Annotated in this window: 18 protein-coding genes; 11 read left to right on the forward strand and 7 right to left on the reverse strand. The window is 54.5% G+C overall.

The window, feature by feature from the left end:
- The 4 genes from IPH75_07865 (at position 1) to IPH75_07880 (ending at position 3,486) form a co-directional block, all read left to right on the forward strand.
- On the forward strand, positions 1-429 hold the full coding sequence (locus tag IPH75_07865; GenBank protein ID MBK7141979.1) for a (4Fe-4S)-binding protein: 429 nt from the start codon (positions 1-3) through the stop codon (positions 427-429).
- Positions 430-511: 82 nt separating this feature from the next.
- On the forward strand, positions 512-1,012 hold the full coding sequence (locus tag IPH75_07870) for a DinB family protein (protein MBK7141980.1): 501 nt from the start codon (positions 512-514) through the stop codon (positions 1,010-1,012).
- A 35-nt stretch (positions 1,013-1,047) separates the two neighbouring features.
- On the forward strand, positions 1,048-1,524 hold the full coding sequence (locus tag IPH75_07875) for a DinB family protein (protein ID MBK7141981.1): 477 nt from the start codon (positions 1,048-1,050) through the stop codon (positions 1,522-1,524).
- 129 nt (positions 1,525-1,653) lie between these two features.
- Complete coding sequence (locus IPH75_07880; protein ID MBK7141982.1) at positions 1,654-3,486, forward strand: DUF4153 domain-containing protein; 1,833 nt, start codon at positions 1,654-1,656, stop codon at positions 3,484-3,486.
- 2 nt (positions 3,487-3,488) lie between these two features.
- Here IPH75_07880 and IPH75_07885 read toward each other — a convergent pair whose 3' ends face one another.
- From IPH75_07885 to IPH75_07910, 6 genes are all read right to left on the reverse strand, one after another.
- Positions 3,489-4,382, reverse strand: a complete 894-nt coding sequence (locus tag IPH75_07885; GenBank protein ID MBK7141983.1) for an FAD:protein FMN transferase — start codon at positions 4,380-4,382, stop codon at positions 3,489-3,491.
- Positions 4,372-5,673 carry a DUF3570 domain-containing protein gene (locus IPH75_07890; GenBank protein MBK7141984.1) on the reverse strand — a complete coding sequence of 434 codons (1,302 nt, stop codon included), beginning with the start codon at positions 5,671-5,673 and terminating at the stop codon, positions 4,372-4,374. The genes IPH75_07885 and IPH75_07890 overlap by 11 nt, the downstream gene beginning before the upstream one ends.
- Positions 5,658-5,888, reverse strand: a complete 231-nt coding sequence (locus IPH75_07895; GenBank protein ID MBK7141985.1) for a DUF4266 domain-containing protein — start codon at positions 5,886-5,888, stop codon at positions 5,658-5,660. The genes IPH75_07890 and IPH75_07895 overlap by 16 nt, the downstream gene beginning before the upstream one ends.
- Positions 5,888-6,397, reverse strand: coding sequence for a TlpA family protein disulfide reductase (locus tag IPH75_07900; protein MBK7141986.1), 510 nt, complete (start codon positions 6,395-6,397; stop codon positions 5,888-5,890). The genes IPH75_07895 and IPH75_07900 overlap by 1 nt, the downstream gene beginning before the upstream one ends.
- Positions 6,398-6,655: 258 nt before the next feature.
- Positions 6,656-8,164 (reverse strand): aspartate aminotransferase family protein, encoded by a 1,509-nt coding sequence (locus tag IPH75_07905; protein ID MBK7141987.1) that lies wholly within the window; start codon positions 8,162-8,164, stop codon positions 6,656-6,658.
- 33 nt (positions 8,165-8,197) lie between these two features.
- Entirely contained in the window at positions 8,198-9,019 is an 822-nt protein-coding gene (locus IPH75_07910) for a PIG-L family deacetylase (protein MBK7141988.1), read from the reverse strand.
- A 150-nt stretch (positions 9,020-9,169) separates the two neighbouring features.
- Between IPH75_07910 and IPH75_07915 the strand changes: the two genes are divergently transcribed.
- The 3 genes from IPH75_07915 to IPH75_07925 all read left to right on the forward strand — a co-directional run bounded on the left by IPH75_07915 (position 9,170) and on the right by IPH75_07925 (position 12,275).
- Positions 9,170-9,682: a hypothetical protein gene (locus tag IPH75_07915; protein ID MBK7141989.1), complete on the forward strand. Its 513-nt coding sequence runs from the start codon at positions 9,170-9,172 to the stop codon at positions 9,680-9,682.
- 84 nt (positions 9,683-9,766) lie between these two features.
- On the forward strand, positions 9,767-11,182 hold the full coding sequence (locus IPH75_07920) for an aspartate aminotransferase family protein (GenBank protein MBK7141990.1): 1,416 nt from the start codon (positions 9,767-9,769) through the stop codon (positions 11,180-11,182).
- Positions 11,183-11,414: 232 nt separating this feature from the next.
- Positions 11,415-12,275, forward strand: coding sequence for a bifunctional methionine sulfoxide reductase B/A protein (locus tag IPH75_07925; GenBank protein MBK7141991.1), 861 nt, complete (start codon positions 11,415-11,417; stop codon positions 12,273-12,275).
- 89 nt (positions 12,276-12,364) lie between these two features.
- Here IPH75_07925 and IPH75_07930 read toward each other — a convergent pair whose 3' ends face one another.
- Complete coding sequence (locus tag IPH75_07930; protein ID MBK7141992.1) at positions 12,365-13,153, reverse strand: hypothetical protein; 789 nt, start codon at positions 13,151-13,153, stop codon at positions 12,365-12,367.
- A gap of 232 nt (positions 13,154-13,385) precedes the next feature.
- On the opposite strand from IPH75_07930, the gene IPH75_07935 reads away from it, so the two are divergent.
- From IPH75_07935 to IPH75_07950, 4 genes are all read left to right on the forward strand, one after another.
- Positions 13,386-16,283, forward strand: coding sequence for a hypothetical protein (locus tag IPH75_07935; protein ID MBK7141993.1), 2,898 nt, complete (start codon positions 13,386-13,388; stop codon positions 16,281-16,283).
- 198 nt (positions 16,284-16,481) lie between these two features.
- The gene (locus IPH75_07940) at positions 16,482-17,258 is read left to right on the forward strand and encodes a DUF3298 domain-containing protein (GenBank protein MBK7141994.1); all 777 of its coding nucleotides are present in this window, start codon (positions 16,482-16,484) and stop codon (positions 17,256-17,258) included.
- Positions 17,259-17,296: 38 nt separating this feature from the next.
- The gene (locus IPH75_07945; protein MBK7141995.1) at positions 17,297-19,168 is read left to right on the forward strand and encodes a BamA/TamA family outer membrane protein; all 1,872 of its coding nucleotides are present in this window, start codon (positions 17,297-17,299) and stop codon (positions 19,166-19,168) included.
- Positions 19,168-23,061: a translocation/assembly module TamB domain-containing protein gene (locus tag IPH75_07950; protein MBK7141996.1), complete on the forward strand. Its 3,894-nt coding sequence runs from the start codon at positions 19,168-19,170 to the stop codon at positions 23,059-23,061. Before IPH75_07945 ends, IPH75_07950 begins: the two co-directional genes overlap by 1 nt.
- Positions 23,062-23,073 lie beyond the last annotated feature (12 nt).

Raw genomic sequence — 23,073 nt, forward strand, 5'->3', positions numbered from 1 at the left:
ATGCGAGACAAATTGACCAAAAAGTATTCGAATGGTGAGATAACGGTCATCTGGAAGCCGGATCTCTGCATACACTCCACACTCTGCTGGAAGGGCCTCGGCTCTGTCTTTAATCCCAAGGAACGCCCCTGGGTAAAGATTGATGGAGCTACCTCCGACCAGATCATCGCGCAGGTCGACAAATGTCCTTCCGGTGCCCTATCGTATCAACGTGACTCAGCAACACCGCCGGCTGAATCCGCAAAACCGGCCACCACTGTAGAAGTGACAGAGAATGGCCCGCTGATCTTGACCGGGAGCGTTACACTTCGACACGCCAACGGTCAGGAAGAGGTCAGGGATCGGACCACGGCTTTCTGTCGCTGTGGGCAGTCCGGCAAGAAGCCGTTTTGCGATGGGAGCCACACGCGCACCGGATTCAAAGGGTGATCAACGAACTCAAATTGTGATATTCTCTGATTCGACTGTCCGCTATTTTGCATTGGGGCGAGGATAGGGAGAATGGTATTTCATGCATGAAAAGTGGAAAAACCTTATCTGGCTCCAATTTGGAGCATCGATTGACTCGATCAAGAGGAGTATAGAACTCTGTCCCGATGCACTCTGGTCCGACCAATCGCGCGAACCCCAGTACTGGTATCTGGCATTTCACACCATTTTCTGGCTCGATTTCTATATGGAAGATTCAAGCGAGGGATACTATCCGCCGGAACCATTCGGCCTGGAAGAACTTGATCCGGCCGGTCTGCTTCCGCCGCGCGTTTATTCAAAACAAGAGCTGCTCGCGTTTTTGGCCCATGCCAGGGCTAATGCCAAACAAGCGCTTCACCGGCTGACAGAAGAAGCGAGTACTCAATCATATCATTTCGCCAACACCCATATCACGGTTGCCGAAAAATTCCTTTATAATATGCGCCACTGCCAGCATCATGCGGCCCAGATGAATCTGATCATGCGGCAAGCCGTCGATTCAGCGCCAGGTTGGGTCTTTCAGGCGAAAGATCAGTTGTGAAAGAAGGAGAGACACTCTTGACTAGTACTTCGCATATTAACGCTATCCTCAAGCGCGAACTCAATACACTGTCACGCGAGCTTGATGGCTACCCCGATGAAGCGCTGATCTGGGCGCATCCAGCCGGGGTCAAAAACCCTGCCGGGAGTCTTGCGCTCCATTTGCTCGGTAATACGCGCCACTTCATTGGCGCAATCCTGGGAAACTCCGGCTATGTACGGAACCGCGAGTTTGAATTCTCCGGCACGCCGGTCGCACGGGCAGAGATCCAGCGTGATATTGTCACCGCTATCACTGAGATCGAAAGAACCCTTGCCGATCTTTCCGAAGAGACACTCAACGCGATCTACCCGATAGAGGTCGGCAAGACCCGACTGGTCACCGGGCTGTTTCTCGTGCACCTGACGACGCATTTCAGCTACCATCTCGGCCAGATAGACTACCACCGTCGACTGGTGACTGGCAATTCCGAAGGGATCGGGGCACAGTCAATCCAGGAGCTGTTGAAGTAACTCCCTCGTGAGATAAGTAGCTCTCCGGGCACCGGCTGGTCGGTATAAAGGGAGTCGCGCGTTTTTATCTTGGCCGATCAACGGGTCGGATACGAGATTTTGGCGGCTGTAGAAACCAGAGGTGACTGTATGTCTTGGTTCACACGATTTCCTTCATATGAGTTCCTGGCACGCAATGCGGTTCGCGGCTTGACCCGATTCCCGCTGACTTTCTTGTCAGGCGTGCTGGCGTCGTGCTTTCTTGTGTTGTTGATCGAGCGCGATGCATTCCCCACTAACCCGTTGCTTCAGAAGTGGGCGGCTTTCTCAGCGCTCGGCCTCCCCCTGTTTACTGCCTTGGCCGCATTCGCCGAAAAGCGACAACTCAGTCGTCTGGCAAACTACGGCACTCAGGCTATCGGGATCCTTCTGCTGGCGATCGTCTTCCTCACGACACCCACGGATATTACTTATCCCAATATTCACTGGGTCCGGATCATTCTGCTTGCCGTCGCTTTCCACTGCCTGGCGGCCTTCCTGCCGTTTTTGGGTGGAGATCAGACACAGGGGTTCTGGCAATACAACAAAGCGCTGTTCCTTCGCTTCCTTACTTCCGGACTTTTTTCGGCAGTGATGTTCGGCGGCTTGGCTATCGCACTCTGGGCACTCAAGACGCTGTTTGATTTTGACTTCGATGATGACATCTATATGCAGCTCTGGTCGATCTGCGCCGGTTTCTTCACCACCTGGCTTTTCATCTCCGGTATACCGGAGGATCTCAATGCACTTGACAAGCCGACCGAATATCCACGCGGACTCCGCATTTTCACTCAATACATTCTGCTTCCCCTGGTCGGGCTTTACCTGGTGATCCTCTATGCGTACGGTTTGAAGATCGTTCTCCAGTGGAGCTGGCCGCGCGGCTGGGTTTCGCAACTGGTGCTCTGGTATTCGGTGGTCAGCATACTTGCCCTGTTGCTTCTCTGGCCGTTGCGCGAAAAGGCCGAGAGCAAATGGATCAGCACTTTCAGTAAGTGGTTCTTCCGATTGCTCGTCCCACTGCTTGTCATGCTTTTCCTCGCGATCTTCGAGCGGATCGGCGAATATGGTGTGACGGTCAATCGCTATCTCGTTATCGCCATGGCCTGCGGCCTGGCGGTGGTGGTGCTCTATAACGTCTTGAGCCGGAAAAAAGACATTCGCCTGATTCCGATCGTGGTTTGTGCAGTGGCTTTACCCTCGGCCTATGGACCGCAGAGCGCATTCTCTGTCGCAGAATCAAGCCAGATCTCCCGCCTGGACAGCAAACTACGCTCCCACGACATCGTACCGAGTGGCGACACAACCGCCGTGTTAATTGAGGTCGACCTGGAAGAACGGAAGTCGATGAGTTCCACGATCGATTATCTGGTGAGCTGGCACGGACGCGAGCCGTTTGGATTCTGGTTTGCGGACTCGATTCTCGCCACTATCTCTGAAACCGACCGTACCCCGAATGATGATCTCGCCAGACTACTCGGCTTTGAATATGCCGGGCAATTTCTTGGATACTGGGATCAAAATTGGCAGGGGAAATGGTTCAACCGGAACTACGATCAACATCTGGCAGTCGATGTTTCATCCTATCAGTATCTGATCCCACTCGATTTCGGATATTCCGACAGGATGGAGATAGCCGTAACCCGCCAATTGGGAGCCGACTCGCTCAGTTTGACATTCCAGCAACGGACGGCAGAACTGGCTATTCAATGGATTGCAGATTCTTCTGAGACAGAAGCGCTCAAATTCGATCTCACTCAAGAGATGATTGCCGCTGCAGCTAAATACATGGAAAACGACACCACAAAATCAGAACTTCATCTGAGAGCTGAGAACGCTCAAATGGAGGCGTTGCTGATAGTGCTCGAGGTGAATGGTCAGGCCGCGTCTGATTCTGCGGTGGTGGGCTTGTTCCAGGGAGAACTACTGATCCGAAAGAAGTAGCGCTACCGAATACAGTGAAAGGTCACTTCCTGCGCCTGCAGGAACTCTTCCGCTTTGGCGCCATGCAGCATGGCGAGCGTCGCGAGCAGGCCCGATTCGGTACACTGACCGGCGATAACGGTTACACTTCGCGGCGCATGTTTCACCGGCCAGCCGGTCCGCGGGTCGAGAATGTGGCCCAGACGCTTTCCTTTGTAGAGGCAGAATCTTCGCGAATCTCCACTTGTCGCAATCGCACCATTTCGCAGTTCGATCACCCCGGCTACCTTTTCTTCATTTTCCGGCTTTTCGATCCCGACTGTCCATGGCTCACGCCCACTATCGGAGACGATTGCCCGAATATCTCCGCCGAAATTGACCATGACTGACCTGCCGGATTTTTCATGGAGCAGATTGGCCGCACGATCAACTGCATACTCTTTGCCGATCCCCCCCAGATCGATCTGCATGCCGGGGAGGAGTGTGATGCTTCTGTCGGTCAGCGCCACCTTGGACCAACCAACAACGGCGAGCAGACTGCGGATCAACTCTTTGTCCGGATGAATCGGCTGCCCATCAAATTTCCAGGCTTTTCGCAGTACCCCCGAGGTGATATCAAAGAGGCCATCACTCAGTTGAAAACAGGAATTCGCATATGCCAGCATGCGGGAGGTCTCGTCATCGAGCTCCACGGGCTGACCGTTAGAGTGATTGATCGCATGGATGATATTGTCATCCCGGTAGCGGCTGAATTTGGATTCGATTCGAAGGGTTTCAGAAAGGGCAAGTGAAGCCAGAAATCTGGCTTCACTTTCGGTATCGGTGTCTATCAGCAGTTCGCACGGACTGGCCATGGCGGAAAATTCCGCCTTCCAGCAATTCTCGGATCTGCGCAGGACCAACTCCTTAGAGAGCATGCTCGAACCCTATCCGGAACATCAGGGCATCCATATCCGGGAAGAGCTTGGCATCGCGCAGCGATCCGAAAAGACCGGGCGGTGATGCGTCTCCCCGTTGCATGTAGTACTCTCCTCCGATACTGATCTTATTCCCCTGATGAAGCGGAAATGAGTACTGCAATCCCATCGTATAGGCATTGAAGCTCGCCAAACGATAGTCAGCCGATGCAAAACCGGGGAGAGGATCCCCCTGCAACAGAAACGCGCGATAGAAGTCGGCCTCGGTTTGATGATACCAACGGAAATGCGGGACGAGCGCTTTATCCCCCTTGAATTGCCACCGATAGAAAAGTTCGACCGTATTCGACGTGATCCCCCAGTCATCCCAGAAATGGCGATAAGAGAGATCGACCGTATGACCGCCGAGGTACCGTCGCACCTGTCCATATACAGATTGCTTGGTGCGGCTGTCCGGTCTCCCTTCATACAGGTAGTCGACAGGTTCGCCGGGATTGGCGCCGGTCGCTGGCTCTACCACTGAGAGCAACTTGTATGGATCATTCAGGTAGCCGGTCACACTTCCATACGAGTAGTTGGCGCGAAAGATCGTCTGCCGGTTGAGCACCTGAGTCACACCGACCAGGAGATCGAAAACATCTTTCTTTTCTTTCCCCTCCGGGCCGTCATCGTCATCCTCTTCGCCACCACCACCGTCATCGACAGCCAATGGCATGGAGGACAACGGCACGTGTGTTCCTCCAACTGTTCGCACCAGTTCATGGGCGAAACTCCCCGATATCCCGACAGTTGTGTTTTTGTCGAAAAACTCGCGGCTCAGTCCGGCATTCAGACCGAAAGAACTGTAATCATGTTCGCTGGAGAAATGCCCGCCGATATTGAGCGATGTCAGGCGACCCAGCGGCTGAGTCAGGCCGAGGTCGAATGCAAAGCGGGTGTCTTTGAAGGTATCATCGAGCGGCGTTTCGCCGGGACGAATCGTGTAGCTTCCGTTGCCCGATGGACGAGTGAATGTCTGGATCTGACTTGAGGGAGTCGCGCCATTCGGCGAGGCACCGGTCAAGCCATCAAAGGTCAATTTGGCAGAGACCACCCGGTCACCTTTAAGGAAGAGAGTTCCGGCCAGGACTCCCTCAGCAGCTTTCACGCGACTGGTCTCGCTGTAGAGAAGAAGCGAGGATTCCACTTTCCCGGTGGTATTCGAAGCGACCAAATTTCCGCCCAGCAAGACAGTGGTGATCGCCGCGGCCGCTTTGGCTATGGAACGCGGCTTGGTCAGTTGCATCCGCATCCGCCCCCTCCGAAACCGCGACCGCCACTGGAGGCTTCCTTGCTGAAATAGATATGGTCATCCAGGCCGCGATCCACAGCTTCGTTATCCAACTGCATCGAGGGTTTCGCCATGATATCCCGCTCCCATGGTTTGACCCCCACCGGCGCACAGCTATTGATCACCAACATGGCGAACACCAGCAGTGTCAACAACAAGGCGGTTTGCTTTTTCATTATGGCTTCCTCGGTTCTTTGAGCAGCGCCACTATCTCGGCGCGTATTTTAGTGGTATCGGCAGAAACGAACCCCTGGTGCAGTTCGCGCAAAGTCCCATCTCGCCCATAAATGAAGGAAGATGGAACCGCCTTGAGATCGTAGCGCTTGGCCAGATTCCCTTCCGGATCCATCACGATCTTGAAGGGAGGGCGCATCCGCTCGAGAAAAATCGTAGCCTCTGATGAGTCCTTATCCAGATCGATCGCGATGATCTGAAGGCCGCTATCGGCATAAGTCCGACTCAGCTCTTTCATGAAAGGGAACGAAAGTGCACAGGGGGTACACCATGAGGCGAAGAAATCGAGATAGACAACCTTGCCGGCTACTTGATTGGAATCGCTCCAGTCGGCGCCGATCTCCTGCAACGTGGCAGGCGCGGATTTCGGTTTGCCAAAGATTGAGGAAGTAGAAGAGGCCAGCAGAAGGCCGATCCAAACAGTGTTGATACAGAGTGCTCGTAATATCAAACTAATTTCCTCTCTGTTCGAGGGTGAATAGTTCTGTTATCGACTCGATATCAACTTCGGACGGCAAGGTTCCTTATTTGAATATTTGTGATAGCCGTTCTTTTACAATGACTTTAGATAGAATGTTCCCGAACAGTAAAGGAATCAACTGGTTTCTGGGATAAATGGCCGAAATTTACGCGATCGGAGTTAAGCAGGAGTGCGTAAATCTATACTCAATTGTCCAATAAACGAGAAATTTGGTCCAACCAGGCAACATTAGCGCGGACGCAACGCCCTGTCTGTTTCCCGGCCCAACCGGCAGACCAGCTCCGGAAATGCTCGCACATCCTCAACAGTCGTCCGGAAATTCACGATGCAAGCACGCAGCACAAACACGCCACTCAACATCGCTGGCGACACAAATGCCTCCCCGGACTTCTCAATCGCTATCATGATCTGCTCATTCAGATTGTTGAGATACTCCAGCGTGTCCGGTTGATCTGCTCTCTCCCGAAGATCCGCCGGCACGAAGCGGAAGGTGGCGATGCTCAACCCCTGCGTTTTTGCTTCAAGCTCCGGCTGCTGCTGTGCGGCCCGGAACATCTCCGCGGAGAGTTGAATATCATCCTCGATCATCTGCAGATATCCGGCTCTTCCCACTTGCTGTAATGTCAGCCAGATCTTAAGCGCTCGGAAGCCGCGCGAGTTTTGCATGCCAAAATCGACATAATTGACCCGCTCGGGATCGAAGTGGTAATATGGCGGATGATACGAAAAGGCGTTGATCATCGTTTCCGGTCGACGGACCAGCGCGCAGCCTGCCTCGAGCGGCATATAGAGCCATTTGTGCGGATCAACCGCCACCGAGTCCGCCTCGCGCAGTCCTTTCAGATCTGAGGGAGCGCTTTTCGCATTGGCCGCAAAACCACCGTATGCGCCATCGACATGGAACCAGAGATCATACTTACGACAGATCTCCGCGATCTCATACATTGGGTCAACTGCGCCGGTGCTGACTGTCCCGGCATTGCCAACTACCAGGAATGGCTTGAGCCCGAATGAAAGATCACTTTCTATCTGGGTCCGCAACGCCGTCGTATCCATCCGCAATTCTTTGTCGGTCTGAATCCATCGAATTGAGTCGGTTCCGATTCCAAACAGATCGGCCGCCTTCTGCACCCAGGTATGGGTCTCCGCAGAGCAGTAGGCGATCATCTTATGAGAGGTTGGAGTGGATAGTCCTTTGGCTCTGATATCCCAATCCGCCTTGGCGACGCGGGCGCATAGGAAACCGACGAAGTTTGCCATATTGCCGCCGCTCACCAGAACGCCGCCACAATCCGATGGGTAACCGATCAACTCGGCCATCCACTGGATCGATTGTGCTTCGATCTCCGATGCCGCCGGCGACAATGTCCATCCACCGCAGTTCGGATTGACTGCCGAGGCCAGGAAATCGGCCAGTATGCCCATCGGTGCCGGACCGGCTGTAACGTATCCCCAGAAGTGGGGATGTCCGTTGTAGAGGGAGTTGTTCATCAGCACCGAAACGGCCTGATCGAGGATCTGTTTTGGATCGGCACCCTCTATCGGCAATGGACGGGGAGAGGAGATCAAGCGACGGATCTCCGATGGTTCCGGCGATGGCGTCACAGGTCGGCTCGGGAGAGTCTCCAACATTTGCGCGATCTGATCGACAAGGCGGTGTCCCAGTTCGCGAAACTGTTCGCTGCTCATCTGTACTGCGGCTTGCCGCGAAGTTGATTCGTTGGTCCGAACTGCCATGCTGATGACTCCTTACCTGATTCTCGACTCTGGTTATCTCAGCCCTGCAAAAAGATCTGTTTCCTGCGTCCGGCCGCCATTCACCAGACTATACACCCGATAAAACTCCTGCGATCCCCAGAGTTGGCGGTGGTCTTCTTCACCCAGCGATTGCAGTTTGGTGTAGATGGTCAACTGCGTCTGATGGTGTGAGATCGCTTTCCAGACGGTCGGCCAGTGCTTTTCCGTATTGATCACGGTAGTGATCTGCCAGACCGGCCATGGGGACGAAGAACGCTCTACGCCGTCTACCAGTATCTTCAATTCACGAAACGCGCTCATGTAAGCCGCTGATTTCCCCGGAGTCCAGACCATGTAATACAGCTTGGACACTTGATGTGGTTCCGCGGGCAGGTCAATTCCAGCCGCTGCTTTGAATGATGCATCCGCCGCCGCCACACAGGCCGCGACAGTGAACTGCGAGATCGCAATATGATCCGGATGCCCATATGCGCCATCCGGACCGAAAGTGGTCACCACATCCGGTTTGATCCGCCGAATATGTGCGGCGATTTTTGAGATCGCTTCGTGCGGGTCCGCCTGATCCAGGTCTTTGTCGAGATAGTCAAGAAAACTGACTTCGCGAATCCCCAGCTCTTTCGCCGCCGCGAGCAGTTCCTGTTCGCGTGTTTTCGCGATCACTTCGATCGGCGGTTTCTCCGCCTGATCAAAATATCTACCGCGTTCGCCGCGGGTGGCGCAGACAAGATAGGTGGCGATACCGTCGGCTCGGTAGCGGGCCAGTGTCCCTCCCATACCCAGAGATTCGTCATCAGGATGTGCCAGTACGGTCAGTAGAGAAAGCGGTCGTGACAATCCAAAACGCTCCTGTGTCGAGGACTAAATTAGTCCATGCTAATTGTCTCAATAAATAGTATCCTCTGGTTAGAGCAAGCGGATTTGCTTGCACTGATTATTGACCCGATTCGTCCATACCCTGATACTGCCATCCGAAAGGGGAAGAGCATGTTACGAGCTTTTATTCTTGGGCTGTGGCTGACCGCCTCGGTCGCCGCACAACAACCAACGGATTCGACCCCGCCGCCGTGTGCCTCTTCCGAGGCCGCTCAGTTTGATTTCTGGATCGGGGAATGGGACCTTACCTGGGCGGACTCAGGACGCGGCCACAACAGCATCACCAAGCCGCTGGGAAATTGTGTGATACAGGAGCAGTTCCGTGATCTGGCTCCCAACAGCCTGATCGGGCATTCCGTTTCAGTCTATGACCCGCAAGCCAAGACCTGGCGACAGACCTGGGTCGACAACACCGGAGCCTACATGACCTTCACCGGCGGCTGGGAAAGGGACCGCATGATCCTCTCTCGCTCCGTCACCCGCAAGGACGGCAAGGAGATCCTTCAGCGCATGGTCTTTCGCGATATCACCCGAGAGAGTTTTGTCTGGGACTGGCAGTCCTCGACCGACTCCGGAAAGATCTGGGCAATGCAGTGGCAGATCAATTACTCACGGTCCAGGTGAGATAGTTTCTGCCGCCCTTCGCGCGTAAAGCTCTGGCACTCTTCGGTCACGTATTCTATCTTTCGACCTTGAAGAGGAGTTGCCATGAATTCGCACGAATTTCGCAAAGAGGGACATCGTCTGGTCGACTGGATGGCCGACTATCTGGATAATCTTCGTGACCTGCCGGTCCGTTCTACCGTTGCACCGGGCGAGATCATCAATGAGATTCCCACAGCACCGCCGATAACTTCGGAACCATTCGACAAGATCTTTTCGGATTTCCAGCAGAAGATCATGCCGGGCATGACTCATTGGCAACACCCTTCGTTTTTTGCCTATTTCCCGGCCAATTCCAGCGCACCATCCGTGCTTGCCGAGATGTTGACCGCCACGCTCGGGGCGCAATGCATGATCTGGCAAACTTCGCCCGCCGCCGCAGAGCTGGAAGAGCGGATGATGCAGTGGCTCGGCCAGATGCTCGCTCTGCCCGGTGGATTCACCGGCGTGATTCAGGACACCGCCTCTACGGCCTCTCTTTGTGCTATCCTGACTGCCCGCGAACGCAAGACTGATTTTCGGATCAACGAATGTGGTTTCTCTGGCCACAAGTTTAGCCTCTATTGCTCGACAGAAACTCACTCCTCGATTGAAAAGGGAGTCAAGATCGCCGGATTCGGCCGCGCGAACCTGAGGCAGATCGCGGTCGATGACCGCTTTGCCATGATCCCTTCGGAATTGGAGAAGGCGATCCTTCAGGATAAAGCCGCCGGCTTCACTCCGCTCTGCGTTATAGCGACCATCGGTACAACCGGCTCGACGGCGATCGATCCGCTCAAGCAGATCGGCGATATCTGCGTTCAGCACGGCATCTGGCTGCACGTCGATGCCGCCTATGCCGGAACCGCTCTGCTGCTTCCCGAAATGCGCTGGATGAGCGAAGGTCTTGAACTGGCCGACAGTTTTGTGTTCAATCCGCACAAATGGATGTTGACCAATTTTGACTGCTCCGCCTATTTCGTGCGCGACCGAGAGGCACTTATCCGGACATTTGAGATCCTCCCCGAATATCTCAAGACCGCAGAGGCGGACCGGGTGAACAACTATCGCGACTGGGGGATACCGTTAGGGCGGCGCTTCCGGGCGCTCAAACTCTGGTTTGTCATCCGGTCATTTGGCGTCGAGGGATTGCAGAAACTGATTCGCCAGCATATCTCTCTCGCTCAATGGGTCGCTGGCGAGATAAGGCAATCGCCTGATTTCGAGCTGCTCGCTCCGCATCCGCTCAGCCTGGTCTGTTTCCGCTATCACCCCGGGACTGTCGACAACCCAGAAGAACTGAACCAACTCAATGCGAAGCTGCTGGCGGACCTGAACGGAACCGGCAAACTGTATATGACTCATACCAAACTTCGCGGCGCATATACTCTCCGCATGGTAATCGGGCAGAGCGGCGTCACGCGACACGATGTAGAGTCTGCCTGGGATCTGATTCAGACGACCGCTCGGAGCGTTCGCTGAATCGTCATCTTTCTGTCATGGTGAAACGACTCCGGCACTTCGGGAACCGCCGCGTGTTATAATTCGCGAGAGCTCTCGATCACCGGGAGATCCTGACCGGCTCTCGGAGAGGAATTTCATCGTGAACCGAACACACTATCTGCGTCTGATCTGGGTTGCCATTATTGCACTGGTCGGCATTGGGATCGCCTCAGTAGCGGTCACCTCACAGGACCAGGCCAAGGAGAAAAGCATGGAATTCAACAAGTTGACCCCCGAAGAAGAACGGGTCATCGTAAATAAGGGAACGGAAATGCCGTTCACCGGCGAGTATTATCTGCATACCGCCAAAGGAACCTATACCTGCAAGCGGTGCGGAACGGCACTCTATCGCTCTGGTGACAAGTTTGATGCTGGCTGTGGATGGCCCAGCTTCGACGACGCCATCCCGGGCGCAGTGAAGCGAACTCTTGATGCTGACGGTCGGCGGACCGAGATAACCTGTGCCAAATGTGGCGCGCATCTCGGACATGTCTTCGAGGGTGAGCAGTTCACCGAGAAAAACACGCGTCACTGTGTTAACTCGATCTCGATGAACTTCGTACCGGAATCAGCTATGCCGGCCGAAGTGAAAACCGAACGCGCCTATTTTGCCGGTGGATGTTTCTGGGGAACCGAGCATCTGCTCGAACAACAGCCGGGCGTGATCTCCGCCGTGTCCGGCTATATGGGTGGAACGAAAGAGAACCCGACCTATCGCGAAGTCTGCTCCGGAACGACCGGTCATACTGAAACGGTCGAGGTCGTCTATGATCCGTCAAAGACCGACTATGAATCATTGGCGAAGTACTTCTTCGAGATACATGACCCGACGCAGATCGATCGCCAGGGACCGGATGTGGGCGACCAGTATCGCTCGGCCGTCTTCTTCACATCTGAACAGCAGAGGCTGATTGCCGAAAAATTGGTCGGTCAGTTGAAAGAAAAGGGATACAAAGTAGTCACTCAGATCGCTCAGGCGGACAAGTTCTGGGAAGCTGAAAAATACCACCAGGACTACTACAACTACACCGGCAAGGAACCGTACTGTCACTTCTATACCAAACGGTTCTAGTTTTCACGCCGACTTATATGCAAAACGGACCCCGAGTCACAGGGTCCGTTTTCATTTGCACGTGTGTTACCTGGAGTACGGCGTCCGGCCTAGCGTTCGCGCTCTGCCTGGATCGCGCTGACGCCGCTTAGCAGTGATGACAGATCGCGAGCCCCGGTAGACTGCGCCTGTTTGCCGCACTCGCGCAACCATCCAAATATCCGGTCAGCGATATCCATCCGCAACCGTACCGCCTCCCGTTTGCCGACCCAGTTGATCCGTCGGCTTTCTCGCTCCTGCCCGGGCATCGACCAGAAAAGCAGCAGATCCTCCGTACCTTCCATCATCAGTCGATTTTTGTCATCGGCCAAACGTTCCCAGAACGGCAGCGTGAAGTATTGGGCCGCCAGGGTCGGGTTCTCCGCAAAAAAGTAATGACTCTCCGCGCAGCCTGATTCTTTGGGAATTGGAGCCGCTTTGAGTCCGCGACGTTCCACCGCCCAGGTCACCGCAGAATTCAACCATGAGCCGAGCTTTCCTTTGATTGGAAGGGAAGGGCTGATGGCAAAGGTCGGGAGATCGATCTCTTTCGAGACGATCGCGGCAGTCCACTGTGTTGAATTTTCTGAGCGGCCACCGGTCCAGACGTGCAGAAAGTAGAGAGTGTAATACGCCTGACGACGCGAGTAGCACCTGAGAATACGCACATTGCCGCGTCCGATATTACGAAGCCGGTTGACCTTGGCTGTCAGGTCACTGTCTGGAGTGGTTGTTTCGGAAAAGCCAAGCTCCATCAGCATCTGCTTTTGTTCGGCCATCAGCCTGCGCGAATGACGAATGAGCGCGAAGATCCCCCAGATAACGAGTCCGGCGATGATGTACGGAAAGTAAGCAAGCATCGGATATACTCCCTTGGGTTACTCTATCATGTATCGACAGGATCGCTATCTCCTTGAGGAACCGAATGTACCGCAATCAGATAGGTTGGTGATAATCTATGAGGAGTATATTCTGCCGTCGTCTGGCCGGTGTTTCCATATTTCCACCTTGGTGAAACGTGGTCCAGCAGATATATTATTGAAGAATGGGAGTCTTCCGGATGTTCTTACACGTTTTCCGATGGGGTTTACAATGAATTCACTTAAGATATGTGCGGTCATAGTCATATTTCTGCTGGTCTCGCAGGTCATGGCGCTTCCACCGCTCGGCAGGCTAACTGTTCCGTCGGCTGCAGAAACGAACAGACTAGATTACGAGGCCTTCGTCAATTCCAACAATATCTTTGCGTTTGTCACCAATCAGGGGATGATGTTCAGGGATCTTGCCGGCGTTTTCGGCCATGATTACGGCTTCTTCTATCCCTACACTACCACGGCCGACATAGTGAACGGCACCAACACCAAATCCGTGATGTATAGCGCCGGGCTCTGGATGTTCGGCAAAACCAACGGTGAATTGCGTGGTGCGGTCGCGATCTATAGTAGCGAGTATTATCCGGGACCGATGCTTGGCACATCGTTTGATCCGAATGGCCGGTACAACCCGGACAATCGCGTCTACAAGCTTTATGCAGACAGTATGGAGAGTAATCCGAATTATGACTATATTCATTGGCCGGTCGATCAGGGTGCTCCTCTTGATGCAAACGGCAAGCCTCTGTTGCTGGGAAGGCAAACCCTCTATGCCGCTTACAATGAATCAAGTACTGAAAGCGTCTGGGACAACCGTGCCGGCACTTTGCCACCACTGGGCATAGAAGTTCACCAGACCGTCTGGGGATACGGCAAGTCCGGCGATGACACGCTGTTCTTTCCGAACTACTATCCAGTGTCAGCCCTTGACGCAGGCTCGGAAGTGGTCGAGGCAGTGGTCGCGAACCCTCATGCGATCACCGGCCATGATTATTTGGTCGAGGTTGTCCCTATCACTGCCGACAGCGCCTATTGGCGACTGATCGACCGCACCATCGGTGCGACAGTCCTCGATTATCAATACAACTTCACCGGTGATGCTAGTTCCCCGGTGGTGGACGGTCTGCGGATTCAGGTGAAAGCTCTGGGGATTCGATTCTCCTCATTTCAGGCAGTCGCTAATGCGGCAGGTCCAATCGACCCTCCAGAGCCTGCTGCTGCAAATTTTCAAGGATTTCCGACGCCGGGAGATGGAGCTCCTACCTCGGCACAACAGACCACCGGCCAACGCTGGCTCATTCATACTGCCGATAACGGCGGGAGTTCCGGCGGCGGAACGCGAGGTTCCTACGAAGCATTCTTATCCCGTACCACGCGCGATGGAACCAATTGGCCTGAGATTCTGAAGGGGGATTACGAATTCCGCTTCACTGGCGCAGGCAATTATGGAATCAGAGAGGCCGACTTCGGATCTTCTGAAGATAGCTTGATCCCCGTTCCATTTGAAGTTTGGGATATTGGGAAGGATACGCCCGCTGATCCGAGCGACGATGTCCGCCTCATACCTCTGCTACTGGAAAACGGTGATGACGGGACCTTCAATTTATCTGCCTACGGAGCGGGAAACGAGCACTCTGTTTCTGGCGCTGACAATGATCCGTTCACCGACTGGGTTTATCTCTACCGTCCATCAGATCCTCAGCCGGGTGAACAGGGGTATAATACGGCTGTTGCAGCAGTTCAGGGAGGTGGAGACTATGATAGAGGCGCCGCCGCCGAAATTCTTGCTCGCCTCGTTTTTGTCGCCTGGAACGGAGGAGAAGCACCACCCTTTGTAGCTGACATGCCTGAAACCGGCACGGTCTTTCAGATCCTTGCCTCAGAAGGTTTTGTCGCGGTGGATTCCTTTGCCTTTACCGCCACGGTACCGACTTTTCAGACAGCTGGCGGCGACGGAAATGCCCTCTATGTAAAGTATGACCTCTTCAACAAGGGGGGGCGAGATATCCAGGATATGTATATCTCGATCTGGGGTGACCCGGATCTCGGAACCTCCTCCGATGATCTGACAGCTTGCGATACTATCAACCACGTCTACTACACCTACAATGGCGACTATTCGGACGCAGTTTACGGTGTGCGATGCCCGGCAGTTGGCTTCACTGTCCTTCAAGGGCCGATCGTTCCTTCACCTGGAGATATTGCCGTCTCATTTGGACGGGCCGTTCCCAATTATCGCAATATGGATGTAACCGCCTTTGTGCGCTATTACAACGGTATAGATCCGAATTCCTCCACCGAATCGTACAACTATATGCGCGGACTGAATAGCGATGGTTCTCCATTGCCCAATGGCTCCAAGTTCATGGTCCCCGGTGACCCGATTTCGATGACCGGCGACCTGGACGTTAATCCCGCCGATCGGCGCATTATGGGCTCGATCGGGCCGATCAGCATGGCGCCAGGCGACAGCCAGCAAGTGATCGTCAAATGGGGAGTCGGCCAGGGAGAGGATAGGCTGCAATCAATAACCGACCTAAAACTGCTTTTGCAGAAGAGGTCCCAGCTAACGACCTCTCTGGATTCACTCTACTTCACCGCTGACAGCTTAGTTCCTCCGGGCCAACAGATAGTCTTGACCAATGCAGCACAGGTCCCATTTGACTGGCAAGCCGATCACACAAAATGGTGGCTGACCCTCAGTAAGAAGAATGGGGCTGCCAGTCCCGATACGATCCTGATCGCACCAAATGCGATCCTTCCCCGAGGTATCTACCGCGACACCATTACGATCTCGAGTTACGACAATAGCCATGGTCTGATCCTCATTCCGGTCACTTACCGAGTAAGCGGACCTACCTGCTGCGTCGGTACCACCGGCAATGTCGATGGTCAAAATATCGTCACGCTCTCTGATCTCTCGCTGCTCATTGCCTATCTGACCATGACACCCCGGCCCGAACTCCCCTGTTTTGCCGAAGCAAATATCAATACGCATGATCTGGTCGATCTCTCCGATCTGTCCTACCTCATCGCCTATCTGACCGTCACGCCTGCACCGACGTTGCCGGATTGCCCGGTCGAGTCATTGCCTCTGCCGAGTGGTTCCGGACAGTAGCTCTAGAGACCGTTATTGCTTCAGGACCGGGCTTGCGCCCGGTCCCTTTTGCTGCCCAGACGTCAGTTTTCGCGGGAAATGGACTAACCTGCCGATTTGCTTGCGTCACGGAAACTTCCACTGCATCTTTGCACTCTAGAATGAGTGTCAGACGAATCTGCACACCTTATCGGGCACGATCTAACTGGAGCGTTCATTTTGCGAAAGCCATTCCTTGCCGGCGTTTTGATCATCCTTACCCTGTCCTGCGCCAAAGAAAAGGAATCCGCCCAGCTCCCCCCGCCGGAGGAGGAGACCACCTCCCAGGCAGGCGACACCCTCGGTCTGCTTCCTCTCGAGGAGCCGGCTGCTATCAGCGATTCCACCGCCGCTTATCGCTATTCCGCCCGGTTTCCCCGCACCGGCGAACCGATTGTCGATACTTTGATCGAGCAGTTCGTCAAAACCCAGATCGACAGCTTTGTTGCCCTGGCCCCCGACAGCCTGACCGACCAGACCTGGCCGTCCGAACTGGATATCAATTACAGCTCTTCCGTTTATCCGCCAAGTATTGTCTGCTTCAAGTTTGATTCGTACCAGTTTACGGGCGGCGCTCACGGTATGACTACAGTGACCACCCTCAATTTCAACCTCGCTACCCGAAACCTGCTTCTGCTTACCGATCTGTTCGAACGGCGGGCGAAAGTAGCGGAGAGCCTCTCCGTCTATTCCCGGGCGGAACTCCGCCAGACACTGGGGGAGATGTTGGTTGACGAGATGCTGGAGGTCGGCACGGAACCGGATCTGGCCAATTTCTCCCGGTTTATGCTCGCCCCCCGCGACCTGGTGATCTTTTTTGAACCATACGCTGTCGCCCCCTATGCCGCCGGCGAGCAGGTGGTCTCAATCCCCCTGGCGCGACTGGAAAAACTGCTGAAACCGGAATTCCGCCCAAAGGCTGAGGCGGTTTCTGACTCCACTCGATCACAAGGGTGACTCTAAAACCCGGAAATTACCAGCCGGGTAAACTCACTATGTCAAAGGGGACTCCACTCAACCGACCACACCCGGGTTCGCCTGCTTACCTGGCGATCCTGCTTTTTCTCTTAGCAGTCACTCTTCCGCTCACCACAATAGCTCAGTCCGGCGCCCGCGTCACTAAGATCGACTTTAGTGGAAACGATACCTTCTCCGATGGCGCACTGCGAACCATCCTCAAATCGGCCTCCTCTTCCGGTGTCTCCGGCATCTTTGGCGAAGAGGGGGACTACCTATACGATGAAGACCAGTTTGCCCTGGGAATCGCCAATGTCCAGAGATTCTATCAGCAGGAAGGGTATGCGCTGGTCAGGATCGCCCCCCCCGAGGTCATCAAGTTTGACGCTCGCAAAGATGAAGTGCAGCTTCGCATTGTCGTCGTCGAGGGACAACCGATGCTGATCGACAGCATCGGCTACGAGATCAGTGGTGTTGACGAAAGCGAGCGATCTATGCTCGCCTGGCATATCAAGCGTGCTCGCGATGAATTCATACTGCATGTTGGCAGCCGCTTTCGCGATTCATCGCTGATTATCGATCGTGATTCGCTGATCCTGTTGATGTCAAACCAGGGCTACCCGCACGCACGGATCGAACAGAGCCTTCGGGTCGACACGGTCGCAGCTCGGGTCGCCGTCACCTGGCGGATCTCGGCGGGCTCGCTCGCGACGTTCGGAGAGACCGAAATCGTCGGCAATGAACGATTCCAGGACCGCGAGATCGCCCGGGTGCTTGCTTTCCAAACCGGACAGCGGTACGACCGTCGACTTGTCCTGCGGACACAGAAGCAGGTGTACGCCCTTGGCATGTTCCAGGTGGCCACGGTACACCCGAATCTGTCTGATTCTGCCATACACACGATCCCGGTTACCGTCTCGGTCCGTGAGGGTGCCAAATACAAACTCAAGCTTGGAGCCGGTTATGGGCGCGAAGAAGAGTTCCGTACATTTGGCGATATCCGCAAATACGGATTTTTCGGCGGCGCACGTACCCTGCGACTGTATGTCAAGCATTCGGGAATAGAGCCGTACAATATCCGGCTCAGCCTGATCCAGCCGGCCTTTCTCCATCCGCGCACCACGCTCACTCTCAGCCCATTCGTTTGGCGACAGGATGAAAAGGCATATGATGTCCGCCGGATCGGTGGTGACATCCAACTCAGCCATGCGTTCACTGAGCAACTCAGCGGTGCCGCAACCTACACCTATGAGAGTGTGAAACTCAACGAGCTTTCAACGTCACAGGTTGAATTGTACGAGGGCGCTGCCATTGACGAGTACACCAAATCGACCATTGCCCTGGGAGGACAGTTCGACAATTCGCGGCCGCTCTTTTCTCCGACACGCGGATTCTTCATTGCCACCAATGTCACCCTTAGCGGACTCGGCTTTGGATCGGACTTTCATTTCTGGAAAATAGTGAGTGAAGCGCGCCATTATCGCCGACTTTCCCCCTTTACGCTTGCCCTGCGCGCCAAGATCGGTGGAGCGAAAGAATTCTCCACCGAAGATATCATCCCACTCGAAGAACGCCTCTTCTCTGGTGGAAGTAGCTCTGTGCGCGGCTGGGGGAGACAAGAGTTGGGTCCGACTATCGATGGTGACCCGGTCGGCGGACGTTCACTCTTTGAGTCGAATGTAGAACTCCGGTTTCCAATCCTCGGTCTGCTGACCGGAGCCGCGTTTGTTGATTTTGGCAATGTCTGGCTCAACTCCTTCGATTTCCCTCTCGGCGACCTTCGCTATTCTGCCGGGCTCGGCATACGGGTGACAACTCCGATCGGCCCGATTCGACTCGATGTCGCCACCCCAGTCTCGGATGTCGACAAGACCACTCAGGTTCACATCAGTGTGGGGCAGGCATTCTAATGGCGCTTAACCTCAAGAAAATTGCCAAACTGCTGACCTATTCACTGGGCAGCTTCATCTTGCTCGTGGTTCTCCTTTTGCTCCTGTTACAGACCGATATGGTTAAGCGCTATCTGCTTGGCCTGGGTGTCGACAAAGTAAACTCGACGCTCAACGGTGAATTGACCGTTGGCGGGATCTCCGGTTCTCTCTTCGGAGATCTTGAACTGACTGATATCACGATAGTACGACAACAGGATACGATCTGCGGCATTCAGCGCATCAAGCTTGGCTATCAGCTCTCGCCGATACTGGATCAACAGATCATGATCGACTCGGTCATTATTGACTCAGTAACGCTCTCCGTCAGACAATATGCCGACAGTAGCTGGAATCTTGATGGACTGATGAAACCTGATTCATCCGTCGAAGCGGATTTGACTGCGAGCGATGAACCATTCGGGTTCACCCTGTTGCTGAATGAATTCATGCTTCGAAATACCGCCGCGGAAATTGTTGCGCTCGATACTTCTTTGCATCTGAGCCTTGGAGATATCCTGGTGCAGTTCTCCGGGTCCTATGCCGACACTGCCGCGCAACTCTCGGTACAGGAACTGCAGGTCCAATTGAACGATCCACTCCTCAGGCTCGAACGACTCGCGTTTGATGCCAGTCAGAAGAACGACATTCTGACTATCAGCAATTTGATCATTGAAACGAAACGGAATCGTGCGGGCGCAACTGCCAACTACGCACCAAGCGACTCGATCACCGCTTCCGGTACCGTCTCCAGCCAGAGATTTGATTTCACGGAGTTTGCCGAGATCTTTCCGGAGATCAGCATTGCGGTTGCTCCCCAGATCGCGCTGACATCGCGTCTGGTCAAAGATAGCCTCTACAGCGGGATCACAATATCGGATGGTCCGGAAGTGGTCGACCTCGCTATCTCCGCCTGGCCGGTCAGCTACCTGCTGAGTGAAGAGACTCTCGATTCAATCGGCTATCGCGTGGAGGGAGAACTGCGCAATATCGACATTGCGCGCTGGACCGGTGATTCGACCTTCCTTTACCAGATCAATGGCATATTTGATCTCAACGGCCAGGGCACATTGCCCGAAAAAATGACAGTCGACCTCACTGCCGATCTTGGCCAATGTACGGTCATGGAACGGAGAGTGGATACTGCCTCCGCCGAAATGCATCTCGATCGGGGAATACTCTCAGGCACCGCAATGGTTGCGTCGGATTTCGGAAAGATCAGCCTCGATAGTCTGGTGGCAGATATCTTCAACACGCAAGCGTATCATCTGGAAGCCGCCATTTCTTCCCTGAACCTGGCTCCGCTACTGAATAGTGATTCACTTAATTCGGATATCAATCTGACGCTCCGTCTGAATGGGCAGGGATTCGACACGGCAACCGCCACCGGCTCTCTTGCCCTTGATATCAGCAGAAGCAGTATGTTTGAAGTCGAACTGCAGGAGGGTTCCGCGGCTCTTCGATTTGAGCCGAACCAGATCTCTATTGACACTCTCTGGCTAAACTCCGCTCTCGCGACCGTGAATGCAGGAGGAGAGATCAGTGCCGCCCGAGAAGGGAAACTCGACTTCGCCCTGACAGTAGCTGATCTCTCCCGCTACCACGCATTCGCCGGGACCGACAGCCTGGGAGGACACCTCAGCGCGCACGGGACTGTCGCTGGTAGCCTCGATTCCCTGACTGTTGTCGGTTCTGCAACCGGAGGAAAACTCTGGTATCAGATCACCAGCATAGATTCACTCGCCTGCGAATTTGATCTCAGCCTTGTCGATTCTACCCTCCGGGGGAACGCAACCCTCCGCTCCGAGCAGGTGGTCTCCGCGGGATATCCGGTGGATTCGGTGCGTGCCGAGGCAATCTTCTCCGACGGCCTGATAAGCAGCAAACTGCACCTGATCACTCCTGATGGGCTGGCTGTTGACGGCGAATTCGATCTCCCTGAGGACTCGATCCTCACGGTCGTTATTCAGAAATTGGCAGTTAAGTATTTAAACCAGCAGTGGAGTGGTGGTTCAGGCGATACCAGAGTCAGTCTGCTCGAAGATTCCTATCGCATCAGCAATCTTTCACTCGCTAGTCAGCCGGATAGTGCTGGCAATATTCAGCGGATTGTGTTGGATGGCCTCTTCAGTCTCGCTGCGTCAGAGGACCTCAAGATAAGCTATGAGAAGATTGATCTTGCCCCAATCGCCTCTCTGATGGAAATTCCATACCCCCTGGCCGGTCATCTCTCCGGCAATCTTCACGTGACCGGCACTGCGGCGCAGCCCACTCTGACCGGACGAACCGTTCTCTCCGAAGGTCTTGTGCAGAAATTCTTCTTCGATTCACTGGCGCTGGATTACCAGCATGCGAATGATAGTTTCCACTGGAACGGACTCCTCGACCCGGGCACAACCGGCGAATTAGCCACCAGCGGATTTTTCCCGCTCCATCTGTCGCTTACCGACAGCGCAGATCTGATCCTTCCAGACCGCCCGATGGAGATGAAACTTACAGCCAGCCAGCTTCCATTCTCCATTCTCGGCGGGATGACCACCGAGATGACGGTTACGGGCGGCGTGATCGATGCTGATATCACCGTTGGTGGAACCTGGAATAAACCGGATATGGCAGGCAAACTTTCGATTCAGAACGCCGGTCTTGCGATTGAGGATGTCGGCGTTGAATACGATAACCTCGCACTCGCCGTCTCTTTCAACGACAATAGGGTCATCCTGGACAGTCTGATAGTGGCACGTGGGAAGGGATTCATGCGCGCAACCGGCCATCTTGAGTTTGAAAGTGACCTTATGTCGGGCGCGCTCCGCAGTACGGATTTTGATCTGGTGGCCGACAAGATCTTTCTGGCCAGACACAGCAATTTTGAGATCCAGATATCCGGCAACTCCGCCCTGCAGGGAAGTACCGCGGAACCGAAATTCTCCGGAGAGATCACTATCGACCGCTCCAAGTTTTATGTCCCCTTCCTCACGGAGATGGCGACTAAATCCGGGGGGACACTGGATAGCCCGCCGATGCTGATCTCCGCTCTCTATCCGGACAGCACTACTCGCGATTCCTCGAACCAGGTTGTTGACAGTGCGGAAGTCTCCGCGGTGGAGTCGCTTGATTACTATCGCAACCTGCGTGGCGCACTCACCCTGAATATCCCGCGGAATACCTGGTTGAAAAGTCCGGAGATGAACATTGAGATTTCCGGCGATATCCGCATGGTCAAAGAGAGTCCGGATGAGTTCGAGCTGTTTGGTCCGATCACCGTAGTCCGCGGCAAATACACCATGTATGGAAAAGAATTTGTGATCCGCGAAGGGACCCTCACGTTCACCGGTGGCGCGGAATACAATCCGGACCTCAATCTGATCGCACAGTATGTCTTCCGCTCGCCTGAACGGGAGAAACATACACTGGTCGCAACCATCACCGGCAAAGCATTCACTCCACTGGTGGCTTTTTCGCTTGATGGCTCCGAGATCCCTGAACGAGACGCGCTGGCCTATGTAGTTTTTGGACGGAGTATGGATGAGGTCACCGCCTCGGGCACCGGCGGTGGATCCGGCGACATGGCGAAGGGGGTTGCCGCCAATGTCCTCGCCGGACAACTCGCCTCAACGCTGGGCAAAAGCCTGGCGCTGGATGTGGTCGAGATCGATGCCTCCTCCAGCCTTGCCGGCGCCACTATCACACTGGGCAAATATCTGACTACCGATCTCTTCATGAGCTATCAGCGGGGAGTGGGTAATCCATCCGAGGATGAGGTCACCCCGGTCATAGTCACGCTCGAGTACGAACTGACACGTAACCTCGCCCTGCAGTTATTGGAAGGCGGCCCCAAGGCCAGCGGTTTCGATGTTGTCCTCAAATTTGCCTGGTAGGTGATGGGAGCG

The organism is bacterium, from assembly GCA_016708025.1.
Taxonomy (GTDB): domain Bacteria; phylum Zixibacteria; class MSB-5A5; order GN15; family FEB-12; genus FEB-12.

Coding starts and splice junctions, on each gene's coding strand:
- IPH75_07865 (MBK7141979.1), top strand. CDS start 1: ATGCGAGACAAATTGACCAAAAAGTATTCGAATGGTGAGATAACGGTC.
- IPH75_07870 (MBK7141980.1), top strand. CDS start 512: ATGCATGAAAAGTGGAAAAACCTTATCTGGCTCCAATTTGGAGCATCG.
- IPH75_07880 (MBK7141982.1), top strand. CDS start 1,654: ATGTCTTGGTTCACACGATTTCCTTCATATGAGTTCCTGGCACGCAAT.
- IPH75_07885 (MBK7141983.1), bottom strand. CDS start 4,382: ATGCTCTCTAAGGAGTTGGTCCTGCGCAGATCCGAGAATTGCTGGAAG.
- IPH75_07890 (MBK7141984.1), bottom strand. CDS start 5,673: ATGCGGATGCAACTGACCAAGCCGCGTTCCATAGCCAAAGCGGCCGCG.
- IPH75_07895 (MBK7141985.1), bottom strand. CDS start 5,888: ATGAAAAAGCAAACCGCCTTGTTGTTGACACTGCTGGTGTTCGCCATG.
- IPH75_07905 (MBK7141987.1), bottom strand. CDS start 8,164: ATGGCAGTTCGGACCAACGAATCAACTTCGCGGCAAGCCGCAGTACAG.
- IPH75_07915 (MBK7141989.1), top strand. CDS start 9,170: ATGTTACGAGCTTTTATTCTTGGGCTGTGGCTGACCGCCTCGGTCGCC.
- IPH75_07920 (MBK7141990.1), top strand. CDS start 9,767: ATGAATTCGCACGAATTTCGCAAAGAGGGACATCGTCTGGTCGACTGG.
- IPH75_07925 (MBK7141991.1), top strand. CDS start 11,415: ATGGAATTCAACAAGTTGACCCCCGAAGAAGAACGGGTCATCGTAAAT.
- IPH75_07930 (MBK7141992.1), bottom strand. CDS start 13,153: ATGCTTGCTTACTTTCCGTACATCATCGCCGGACTCGTTATCTGGGGG.
- IPH75_07935 (MBK7141993.1), top strand. CDS start 13,386: ATGAATTCACTTAAGATATGTGCGGTCATAGTCATATTTCTGCTGGTC.
- IPH75_07945 (MBK7141995.1), top strand. CDS start 17,297: ATGTCAAAGGGGACTCCACTCAACCGACCACACCCGGGTTCGCCTGCT.
- IPH75_07950 (MBK7141996.1), top strand. CDS start 19,168: ATGGCGCTTAACCTCAAGAAAATTGCCAAACTGCTGACCTATTCACTG.